General features: G+C 61.3%; 7 protein-coding genes and 2 pseudogenes. 5 read left to right on the forward strand and 4 right to left on the reverse strand.

The window, feature by feature from the left end:
* Positions 1-112: 112 nt before the first annotated feature.
* Positions 113-1,456, forward strand: coding sequence for a CDP-diacylglycerol--serine O-phosphatidyltransferase (pssA, locus tag HT737_RS01090; protein ID WP_182401044.1), 1,344 nt, complete (start codon positions 113-115; stop codon positions 1,454-1,456).
* Between the two features lie 107 nt (positions 1,457-1,563).
* Here pssA and efeO (HT737_RS01095) read toward each other — a convergent pair whose 3' ends face one another.
* The 4 genes and pseudogenes from efeO (HT737_RS01095) to efeU all read right to left on the reverse strand — a co-directional run bounded on the left by efeO (HT737_RS01095) (position 1,564) and on the right by efeU (position 5,796).
* Positions 1,564-2,388, reverse strand: a complete 825-nt coding sequence (efeO, locus tag HT737_RS01095) for an iron uptake system protein EfeO (protein WP_041063755.1) — start codon at positions 2,386-2,388, stop codon at positions 1,564-1,566.
* 27 nt (positions 2,389-2,415) lie between these two features.
* Positions 2,416-3,715 (reverse strand): annotated as a pseudogene (gene efeB, locus HT737_RS01100) (iron uptake transporter deferrochelatase/peroxidase subunit).
* A gap of 17 nt (positions 3,716-3,732) precedes the next feature.
* Positions 3,733-4,783: pseudogene (gene efeO, locus HT737_RS01105) on the reverse strand (iron uptake system protein EfeO).
* A 158-nt stretch (positions 4,784-4,941) separates the two neighbouring features.
* The gene (gene efeU / locus HT737_RS01110) at positions 4,942-5,796 is read right to left on the reverse strand and encodes an iron uptake transporter permease EfeU (RefSeq protein WP_182401046.1); all 855 of its coding nucleotides are present in this window, start codon (positions 5,794-5,796) and stop codon (positions 4,942-4,944) included.
* 296 nt (positions 5,797-6,092) lie between these two features.
* Between efeU and HT737_RS01115 the strand changes: the two genes are divergently transcribed.
* From HT737_RS01115 to HT737_RS01130, 4 genes are all read left to right on the forward strand, one after another.
* Complete coding sequence (locus HT737_RS01115; protein WP_182401048.1) at positions 6,093-6,611, forward strand: RNA polymerase sigma factor; 519 nt, start codon at positions 6,093-6,095, stop codon at positions 6,609-6,611.
* Between the two features lie 124 nt (positions 6,612-6,735).
* Positions 6,736-7,701, forward strand: coding sequence for a FecR domain-containing protein (locus tag HT737_RS01120; RefSeq protein WP_182401050.1), 966 nt, complete (start codon positions 6,736-6,738; stop codon positions 7,699-7,701).
* Between the two features lie 122 nt (positions 7,702-7,823).
* On the forward strand, positions 7,824-10,409 hold the full coding sequence (locus tag HT737_RS01125) for a TonB-dependent receptor (protein WP_182401052.1): 2,586 nt from the start codon (positions 7,824-7,826) through the stop codon (positions 10,407-10,409).
* A gap of 112 nt (positions 10,410-10,521) precedes the next feature.
* On the forward strand, positions 10,522-11,118 hold the full coding sequence (locus HT737_RS01130; protein ID WP_047296003.1) for a biliverdin-producing heme oxygenase: 597 nt from the start codon (positions 10,522-10,524) through the stop codon (positions 11,116-11,118).
* The last annotated feature ends 85 nt before the right edge of the window (positions 11,119-11,203 follow it).

Here is an 11,203-nt window from a genome sequence, read left to right on the forward strand (position 1 = left end):
GGTAGCTGCCGAAGGCTGCGATCTTTTGATCTCTTTACAGACACTCACAAGACCCGAACCGGTTGATGGTGTAAGCTCTCGGGTTCTTCGGATTCGACCCATTGCGAGCCCTATGCCGTTGCTTTTCAAACGCTCTTTGCTGCCCAAACTGCGCAGCTTTCCGCTGACTGCCGAGGCCGTGACGATTCTGTCCGGCGCCGCCGAGTTCCGTCGTTGCCTGCTGGAGAAAATCGCCGAGGCGACCCGGCGCATCTACATCGTTGCGCTGTATCTGCAGCACGACGAGGCCGGTCAGGAAATCCTCGATGCCTTGCACGCCGCCAAGCTCAAGCGCCCGGAGCTGGAAGTTGTCGTGGTGGTCGACTGGCTGCGCGCCCAGCGCGGGTTGATCGGTGCCGGCAAACAGCCGGGCAACTCGGCGTGGTATCAGGAAATGACCCGCACGCATCAGAGTGAAGTGCCGGTTTACGGCGTCCCGGTGCAGACCCGCGAACTGTTTGGCGTCCTGCACTTGAAAGGCTTCGTGATCGATGACTGCGTGGTTTACAGCGGTGCGAGCCTGAACAACGTCTACCTGCACAAGTTCGACAAGTACCGTTTCGACCGCTACCACGTACTGCACAGCCGCGAACTGGCAGACTCGATGCACCATCTGGTCAAGCACGGTCTGATCGAATCCAAAGCTGTGCATCGCCTCGACCTGCCGAACCTGCCAACTACCCGCAGCCTGCGCAACGACATCGGCGACCTGCGCAGCCGTCTCAAATATGCGGCGTACGACACCAGTGCCGGCAGTACCGCGCATAGCGGCCTGTCGGTGAGTCCGTTGCTCGGCGTGGGCAAGAACAACCCGTTGAACCGGGTGATTGTCGAGCTGATCGCCAGTGCGCAACAGCAGCTGACGATCTGCACCCCGTATTTCAATCTGCCGCTGCCGATCATCCGCGAGATCAACCGCGCGCTGACCCGTGGGGTGAAGATCGACATCGTGGTCGGCGACAAAACCGCCAACGATTTCTACATTCCGCCGAGCGAGCCGTTCAAGGTGATTGCGGCGCTGCCGTACCTGTACGAAATCAGCCTGCGCCGCTTCGCCAAGCGTCATCAGCGCAACATCGACAGCGGTCAGTTGAACCTGCACCTGTGGCGTGACGGCGACAACAGCTATCACCTTAAGGGCATGTGGATCGACCAGCGCTATACGCTGCTGACCGGCAACAACCTCAACCCGCGGGCGTTTCGTCTCGACCTGGAAAACGCGCTGCTGATCGATGATCCGCAAGGCGAGTGGCTTGAGCCACGAGCGAAGGAGCAGGCAGAGATCTTCCGCAACACCACGCGGATTGCCAGCTTCCAGAACCTTGAGACTCTGCCGGAGTATCCGGCGGGAGTGGCGAAGTTTCTCAAGCGGGTGAGCCGGGTGCGGATTGAGCGGTTGCTGTACCGGATTTTGTAACCGTTAAAAGCAAAAGATCGCAGCCTCCGGCAGCTCCTACATTGGGTATGTGAACACCCTGTAGGAGCTGCCGAGGCTGCGATCTTTTTACTGGCGACTCAGATCCGTCAGTTAAGACCCAACTTGCCACGCAACGTAGACAGGTCTTCCGCCAACGTATTGACCGGGCCAACCAGGGCCTTGCGGTCGTTGTCCTTCACCTTGTCATACGTCTCGAAACCACCGTCCTTGGTCTTGTACTTGGCGAGGATTTTGTCCACGGTGGCGAAGTTCTTGTCGACTTTGGCAACGAAAGCCTTGTCCTGCTTTTCGATCTGCGGACGGAACAGGTCGACGATCTTCTTAGCGCCGTCGATGTTGCCCTGGAAATCGTACAGGTCGGTGTGGCTGTAGCGGTCTTCTTCACCGGAGATCTTGGTCGCGGCAACTTCTTCCAACAGCGCGGCCGCACCGCCGACGACTTTCTCCGGCGGGAAGGTCAGGCCGGCGACGCGGGTCTGCAGGTCTTTGACGTCGCTGTCCAGCTTGTCAGCCAGTGCCGTCAGGCCTTCGGTGCTCTTCTCCGAGAACAGCGAATATTCGAGGCGATGGAAACCGGTGAAATCTTCAGCCTTCACGCCTTTTTCGTGGTCGTCGACGCGCGAGTCGATGGACGCATCGAGGTCGCTGAACAGCTCGGCAATCGGCTCGATCGACTCGTAGTAAACGCGAGTCGGCGCGTAGAGCTTTTGCGCGGTGGCCAGATCGCCTTTCTTCACCGCATCGGTGAACTGCTTGGTGTGGCTGCCCAATTCATCCAGTTGCTCGGTGACGTAGATCTTGTAGTCCGACACCGGGCCGACCAGATCCAGCGGCGCTGTTGCGGCGAACGCCGACAACGGGGTGTTGAGTAAACCGAGGGTCAGCAATAACGCGAGTGGCGACTTTTTCATGGAGCGGCTCCGAGGTTTTTTTTGTGGTTAGGCAGCTGTTTTGGGTTGGGTGGCGTCAAGCAGCGAGCGACCGATGAAGTCCTTGTCGCCGGTGACACCCGGAAGGGTGAAGAAGTAACCGCCGCCGACCGGTTTGAGGTATTCCTCAAGCGGCTCGCCGTTGAGCCGGGTCTGCACGGTGATGAAGCCTTTTTCCAGGTCGGCTTGGTAGCAGATGAACAGCAGGCCCATGTCGAGCTGGCCGTTCTTGTTCACGCCGTTGGAGTAGTTGAAGGGGCGGCGCAGGATCAGGTTGGCCTGGCTCGCGGCGGTGCGCGGGTTGGCCAGGCGAATGTGCGCGTCGAGCTTGGTCAGCTTGCCTTGCGGGTCTTTGCTGTAGTCCGGGACCTCGGTCTCATGGTGGGCGCCCATCGGCGCGCCCGTGGTCTTGACCCGACCGATGATGCTTTCCTGTTCCTGCAACGGCGTCCGGTCCCAGCGCTCGACGAAGTTACGGATGATCCGCACCGCTTGATAGCTGCCGTGCGCCGCCCAGGCCGGTTCATCGCTGCCCGGTTGCACCCAGACAATCTGATCCATCGCCTTGGCGTCGTTGGAGTCGGGGTTGGCCGAGCCGTCACGGAAACCGAGGAAGTTACGCGCCGATTGCGCCGGCACACCCGGTTTGGCCGGGGCTTGCGGCGGCACGCTGCCTTCCTGTTTCCAGCGCACCAGCAGCAGGTCCGGCAGGTTCTTGACGATGTCGCGCAGGGCGTGAATGTTGGTGTCGGCAGTGTTCGAGCAGAACTGCAGGCTCAAGTCGCCGTGACAGCAATCGGCCTCCAGCGCATCGTTGGGAAAGCCGACCATGCGTTGCAGGCGCTTCGGTTTGGCGGCGGCCAGACCGAAGCGTTCGTCGAACAGCGATTCGCCGACCGAGACGGTGATGGTCAGGTTGTCCGGGGTCACGATCGGGCCAAGGATGCCGGAATCCGGCGGTGGCAGTTTCGGGTCGATCTGCGCTACCGGGCCGCCCTTCATCAGGAACGCGATGCGCTCGTTGAGGGTGCGGAACAGCCGCTCAAGGTCTTGGCGATCGCTGGCCAGCACATCGAACGACACGAACATGCCGGACGCCGGGCGCGGGGTGACGATGCCGGTCTGGTGCACGCCGTGGAAATCGTGGCGGTCTTCGGTCTTGTCGCTGCTCGGCGCTTCGGTAACTTGCGCCGGGGGCTGCAGCCATCGCCGGGCAGCTCAGGGCCGATCCGGCCAGGGCGACGCCGGCGACACCCATGCCCATCAGCAGGCGGCGACGTTGCACATCGAGGTTTTGCAAATCTTTCATCGGTATTCGCCTTCTGCTTACAGGCCGGAGAGGCCGAGGGCGGGATCGATGCCATCCAGAGCGTCAGCCAGGGCCTGAGCCTTGTCGGCGATCTGTTTGCGTTGTGCGCCACTGACCGTGTCGTAAGTGGCGTAGCCGTCCTTGGCCTTGAAGCTGTTCAGTACGCTGTCGAAATCACTCAGCGCCGCGTCGATTTTCGGCAGCAGCTCCGGCGCCGACTTGCTCAGCATCGGCCGCAGCAGCTCGACCACTTTGTGCGCGGTTTCCAGATTGCCGGCGAAGCCACCGAGATCGGCGTGGCTGTAGCGTTCCTCTTCACCGCTGGCGGCGCGCACGTCGGCCAGGGTGTTGAGGTTGCGCACCACGATGCTCACCAATTGCTCCGGCGGCAGCGATTGGGCCAGCAGTTGCTGTTTGAGCGTGGTGACGTCGGCCAGCAGGCGCTCGGCGACCGGGTTCAAGCCGTCGAGGCTGCGTTGCTGGAACAGCGCATATTCGACCCGGTGGAAGCCGACGAAGGCCGGATCCTGCTCACGTTTTTCGAAGTAATCGGCGCGAGCGTTTGATGCTGTTGTCCAGCTCCGCCAGCCGTTGCGCGGCAGGGGCCAGACGCTGGTAAGCCCCACGCGCCGGCAGGTACAGCGCTTGTGCCTGAGCCAGGTCGCCGCTGGTAATTGCCTGATTCAGCGCGGTCACGGCTTTGATCAGCGCGCTGCCCTGAGTCGCCAGATACACGCGGAACTCCGACAAAGGCCCGACGAAAGCGACCATCGACGGTTTGGCCTTGGCGGCAGCGTCGGAGGCGGCGGTCGGCGTTACGTGCAACACGCCACGCGGATTGCTCAGCAGACCGCACGTGATCGCGTAGTCGCCGGGTTGCAGGTTGGCGTTGATCACCTGGCTCAGGCCCGGAGCAATGTTCTCGCGCTCTTCGATCACCAGCACGCCGTCGAGAATTTCCCATTCCACCGCCCGTTCGGAACGGTTGACGATGCGGAAACTGGCGCGGCCGGCGGGCACCGTCAGCTCGTTCGGGTCACAGCTGTGCGCGTTGATGTTGACCACCACTTCATCATGGTTGTGCTGACGCTTGGCCGCAGCCATTTTCGAGGCGTAGTAGAACAGGCCACCGGCGGCGATCATCACGACCACCGAACCGGCCACCGCCCAGCGCAAGGCGCGGGGAGGCGAGGCCTGAGGAGTATTAGGCGTTGACATGGGTGCCCTTATTGGCTGGAAACGGAAGACGATTTGCCGGCTGTGTCTGCGCTTGAGGCCGGCGCGGCGGGGTAGAAGAACATCACCAGCGCCACCACCAGATAGATCAGGTACGCACCGAGGGTGCTGACGGTCGGCGCATCCTGATAACCGAACATGCCGGCCAGCACCGAGCCCAGCGGGCCGTCCATCGGCAGCGTCGCGCTGAAATCAAACAGCACGCTTTGCAGGTAATTCCACACACCGGCTTCATGCAGGGCTTGCACCGAGTTGGCGAGGATTCCGGCGGCGACCACCAGAATGAACAACCCGGTCCACTTGAAGAACGCCGAGAGGTTCAGGCGCATGCTGCCGCTGTAGATCAGGAAGCCGACAACAATCGCCAGCACCAGGCCGAGCAGGGCACCGATCGGCGCGCCCGGGCCTTCGCTCTGCTGGAACACGGCGAGCAGGAAGAACACGGTTTCCAGGCCTTCGCGAGCCACGGCGAAGAACACCATGGCGATCAGTGCGATTACTTGATGCTTTGACGAGGTCAGGGCGTGATCCAGCGAGGCCTGTAATGAATGCTTGATCGAACGTGCGACCTTGCGCATCCAGAACACCATCGAACTGAGGATGCCCACCGCGACCAGTCCGACAATGCCTTCGAACAATTCCTGCTGTTTCTGCGGGAATTCGGCACTGACCAGTTCCAGGCCACCACCGACCAGCAGCGCCAGCGCAGCGGCGAGGAAGACGCCGATCCACACCGCCGGCATCCATTGGCCACGACCGGTCTGTTGCAGGTAGCTGGCGATGATGCCAACGATCAGCGCGGCTTCAATGCCTTCGCGCAGCATGATCAGAAAGGGAACGAGCATTCAGGCAACCACGAGTGATTTAGATAGGTGGCTAAGTTGTAACATAATGACACTCATTCCCAAATGGGGATGGTTGACATTTACCTGAACATTCGCTGAACGGCATGTTTTTCGTCCCCCGCACAGCCCCCTTGTAGGAGCTGCCGAAGGCTGCGATCTTTTGATCTTGTTTTAAAAGCAACATCAAAAGATCGCAGCCTTCGGCAGCTCCTACATTTGCTTCGTTCAAAACAACACTTGACCACTCGACTAGATGATAAGCATTATCATTCGCTCGAAATGGATCAGGTTCCCCCGTGAGTCAATCGCGCTTCAATCACGTCTTCCTCGCTCAGCGCACGTCCCTGCTGCGTACGATCGAGCGGATGGTCAACAACCACAGCACCGCCGAAGACCTGTTGCAGGAAACCTACCTGCGCGTCACGCGGGCGTTGAGCGAGCGCGCCATCGATCACCTTGAACCCTTCGTGTTCCAGACCGCGCGCAATCTGGCGCTGGATCACCTGCGTGCGCGCAAGATCCATTCGCGAACCATGGTCGATGACGTGCCGCAGGACGTGGTGCACAGCGTCGCCGCCCCTGCCAGCAGCGCCGAAGACGCCGCCCACGCCGAACAATTGCTGGAGCGCCTGAACGTGAGCATCAGTCAACTCAGCCCGCGTCAGCAGCAAATCTTCATCCTCAGCCGCCTGCACGGGCACAGTTATCAGGAAATCGCCGACGAGTTGAACGTGTCGCTCAGCACCGTGCAGAAGGAACTCAAGCTGATCATGTCGATCTGCATCGGTGTCGCCGAGCGCTTGAATGGCGCCTGAGGTCGCAGGCGATTTCTGTCAGCATCAGCATCGACTGCACTGATCAGCGGGCTTTGCTACCCTTGCCCGACTTTTACGCTTCACTAAAACAACAGCCGTGCACAGACACTGCCGAGGAAACACCGTGACGGACACCCACCGCCCGCCTTCGCCCGACACGGCGCAGGACGCCGCCCGTGCAATGGACCAGGCTCTGGACTGGCTCATTGTGCTCGGCAGTGCGGACGAAGAGCAGACCCGGCAATTTCACGCGTGGTTGGCGGCCGATCCGTTGAATGCCGAGGCGTTCGCCAGGGCCCAGGCGATCTGGGACGGGCCGCAAGTGGTGCAATGCGCGCAGAGTCTCGCTGCGAAACCCGCGAAAGTGACGCTCATCAAACGTCTGCGCCCGCACTGGAAACCGTTGGCGACTGCTGCGGTGCTGATCCTCGGCCTGTTCAGTTTCAGCAATCTGCCGATGCGCCTGCAGGCCGATCATCTGACCGTGGTCGGCGAGCGTCAGCGCCTGCAACTGGAGGACGGTTCCAGGGTGCTGCTCAACACCAACTCGGCCTTCTCCAGCAGCATCAATGAGCGCCAGCGTGTGGCGCGACTGTATCAGGGCGAAGCGTTTTTCGAGGTAGCGGCCAACCGGGCTCAGCCACTGGAAATCGATGCCGGCCCGGTGCAGGCCAGCGTGCGCGACACCGCGTTCGCCGTGCGCTATCTGGACGGCGTGGCGCAGGTCAATGTGCAGCGCGGCGATGTCGATCTGCGCGCCACCCACAACGACGCGCGCGTGCGTTTGAGCGCCGGCGAAAGCATCCGTATCGGCCCCAACGGTTTCGATCGTCCGGCCAAACTCGATGCCGCCACCGACCTGGCCTGGGTCCAGGGCCGGTTGATCTTTGAAAACTGTCCGCTCGACAAGGTGCTGGCCGAACTGCGCCGCTACTACCCGGGCTGGATCATCAACACCAACGAGCAGTTGGCCGACGTCAACGTCACCGGCAATTACCGTCTCGACCAACCGCTGGACGTCGTGCGTTCCCTCGCCCACATCACCTCGGCGCGCCTGCAGGAATTCCCGGCGCTGGTGATCCTGAACTAAATGAGAATTATTTTTACTCGATAGCGAAACCCCGTTCGTCTCGTTATAGCCAATGCAATTGATTCGCATCTTCAGAGGCGGATCAGCACCTATAAAGATTCGTGCGACACGGAGCGCTATCGATGTCCTCTCGCCTTACCCGCCAGACTGCTTCCCCTTCCCGCGTATTGTCGCTGCTGACGGCTGCCATCCTCATGGCCGGCACCGCACCGCTGATGGCTGCCACCGAACAACCGGCACGCAACATGGGTGATTATTCGTTCTCGATCGGCCAGCAACCGCTGGTGTCGGCGCTCAATGCCTTTACCAGCGTGACCGGTTGGCAGGTCGGCTTGCCGGCGGAACTGGGTCAGGGCGTGTCGTCGCCGGGCGTGCGCGGTTCGCTGCCGCCGGAGAAAGCCCTGGAACGCCTGTTGGTGGGGACCAACCTGAGCTTCCGCAAGCTGAGCAACAACAACGTGGTGCTGGAAAAACGCAGCACCAGCGGCACCTTGAATCTGGATCAGGTGACCATCAGCGCCACCCGCCAGGAACAGTCGGTCAACAGCGTGCCGGCCACTGTCACCGTGCAGACCCGCCAGGATCTGGACCGCAACAACGTCAACACCCTCAAGGATCTGGTGCGCTACGAGCCGGGCGTGTCCGTCGGCGGCGCCGGTCAGCGCGGCGGTATCAGCGGCTACAACATTCGCGGCATCGACGGCGACCGCATCCTCACTCAGGTTGACGGCGTCGAAGTGCCGGACGGTTTCTTCAACGGCCCGTACGCCAAGACCCAGCGCAATTACGTCGACCCGGAAATCATCAAACGCGTGGAAATCCTCCGGGGCCCGGCCTCGGTGCTCTACGGCAGCAACGCCATCGGCGGCGCCGTCAGCTACTACACCCTCGACCCGGACGACATCATCAAGCCCGGCAACGATGTCGGTGCCCGATTGAAGACCGGCTACAGCTCCGCCGATGAGAGCTGGCTCAAATCCGCCACCGTTGCCGGGCGTGCCGAGCAGTTCGACGGCTTGCTGCACTTCAGCCAGCGCGACGGTCACGAAACCGACTCCTACGGCAGCAACAACGGCACCGGCCTCGCCCGCACCGCCGCCAACCCGGAAGACGTCAAAGCCACCAACGTGCTGGCGAAGATCGGCTGGAACTACAACGACGATTCGCGTCTGGGCCTGACCTACGAGAAGTACAAGGACGACCGCGACACCGATCAGAAAAGCGCTTACGGCGGCCCGTACTTCAACGGCGCCCCGACCATCCCCAACAGCGTGCTGCCCGGCGGCATGTACCAGTGGCGTACCGGCAACGACACCATCACCCGCGAGCGTTTCGGCCTAGAACACAGCTTCGCCCTCGACAGCCTGCTGGCCGATAACGTGAAGTGGAGTCTGAACCACCAGATCGCCAAGACCGACCAGAGCACTGAAGAGTTCTACTACCCGATGACCCGTAAAGTGCTGCGCACCCGCGACACGGTCTACGAGGAAAAACAGTGGGTATTCGATGCGCAACTGGACAAGGCCTTCGCCATCGGTGACACCGATCACGTGCTGACCTACGGCACCACGATCAAACAGCAGAAAGTCACCGGCTCGCGCAGTGGCGACGGCAAATGCCTGGCTGTCGGCCGTGGTTGCACCGCCATCGGCGCCACCAGCGCGGCGGACGTGCTGAAAAAATCCAGCGACTTCCCGGACCCGACCATCAACACCTACAGCCTGTTTGCCCAGGATCAGATCAGCTGGAACAAGTGGACCTTCCTGCCGGGCCTGCGCTACGACTACACCCAGCTCAAGCCGCACATCACTGAAGAATTCCTCAACACCGTGGCCGCCGACGGCAACGGCACCGTCAGCGACGAGAACAAGAACTGGCACAAAGTCTCGCCCAAATTCGGCCTGACCTACGCCCTGACCGACAACTACACCTGGTACGGCCAGTACGCCGAAGGCTTCCGCACCCCGACCGCGAAAGCGCTGTACGGGCGCTTTGAAAACAGCACCACCGGCTACAACGTGGCGCCGAACCCGAACCTGGAACCGGAAAAAAGCAAAAGCTATGAAACCGGTCTGCGCGGCAACTTCGAGCAAGGCTCGTTCGACGTGGCGGTGTTCTATAACAAGTACCGCGACTTCATCAACGAAGACGCCGTCACGCCTGGCTACGACGAGCTGACCTTCCAGTCGAGCAACATCAAGCACGCGACCATCAAGGGTGCCGAAGTCAAAGGTCGCCTGAACCTCGATGCGTTCGGCGCGCCGCAAGGCCTCTACACCCAGGGATCGATTGCTTACGCCTACGGTCGCAACAACGACAATGGCGAGCCGCTCAACAGCGTCAATCCGCTGACCGGCGTATTCGGTCTGGGTTACGACCAGGACCACTACGGCGGCCTGCTGAGCTGGACCTTGGTGAAGAAAAAGGACCGCGTCGACGACAGCAACTTCAAGTCGCCGGATGGCGTCAGCAGCCAGTTCAAGACCCCGGGATTCGGCATTCTGGATCTGGCCGGTTATTACAAAGTCACTGACGACGTCACCGTCAGCGGCGGCATCTACAACCTCACCGACAAGAAGTACTGGCTGTGGGATGACGTGCGCGGTTACGACAGCGTTGGCGAAGCCTCTGTAACGCAGCCGGCCAACCTCGATCGCCTGACCCAGCCGGGCCGCAACTTCGCGATCAATCTGGTCTGGGACATCTGATCCGCACGGCCCTGCGGCGCGCGTTGACCGACGCGTCGCGGGGCTTTTTTTTACGGTTTGGCACCTGCCCGTTCGTCTCGTTATCAAGCGCCTCTTTTATCAAGGACACCCCATGACCACTTCGGAAAAAGCCCTGCGTTCACAACGCCTGAACCAGATCACCCACGAGCCGCACAGCAAGCTCGACGCGCTGGTCAAAGCCCACGCGCCGTTCGAAACCCGCGCCAACTTTGCGCGTTTCGTGGTCGCGCAGTACCTGTTTCAGTCGGAACTGGTCGACCTCTATAACAACGCCGAACTGACGGCCATCGTCCCGGACCTGCCGGCCCGTTGCCGCGCCGAAGCGGCCAAGGCTGACCTGGCGGATCTCGATACCGACATCCCGGCACCGGTGGCCGGTGCGCTGAAAAACCCGAGTAAGGCCCGCGCCCTCGGCTGGATCTTCGTCTCCGAAGGCTCGAAGCTGGGCGCTGCGTTCCTGATCAAACGCGCGGTGGCGCTGGAGCTGAGCGAAACCTTCGGCGCCCGCCACCTGGGTGAACCGGAAGGTGGCCGCGCCGAGGGTTGGAAAAGCTTCGTGCGTATTCTCGACTCCCTGCCGTTCACCGCCGAAGAGGAAGCCGAAGTCGAGCAAGGCGCAATCGACGCGTTCAACCGCTTCACCGTGCTGCTGGAACAGGCTTACGCCACCGAAGCAGAACCGGCCTGATTTACCGGCACAACACAAAACCCTGTGGGAGCTGGCTTGCCAGCGATTGCGGCGGGTCAGACAAGATCTATTTCGACTGATACAT

The organism is Pseudomonas sp. MD195_PC81_125 (genome assembly GCF_014060985.1).
Lineage (GTDB): Bacteria > Pseudomonadota > Gammaproteobacteria > Pseudomonadales > Pseudomonadaceae > Aquipseudomonas > Aquipseudomonas parakoreensis.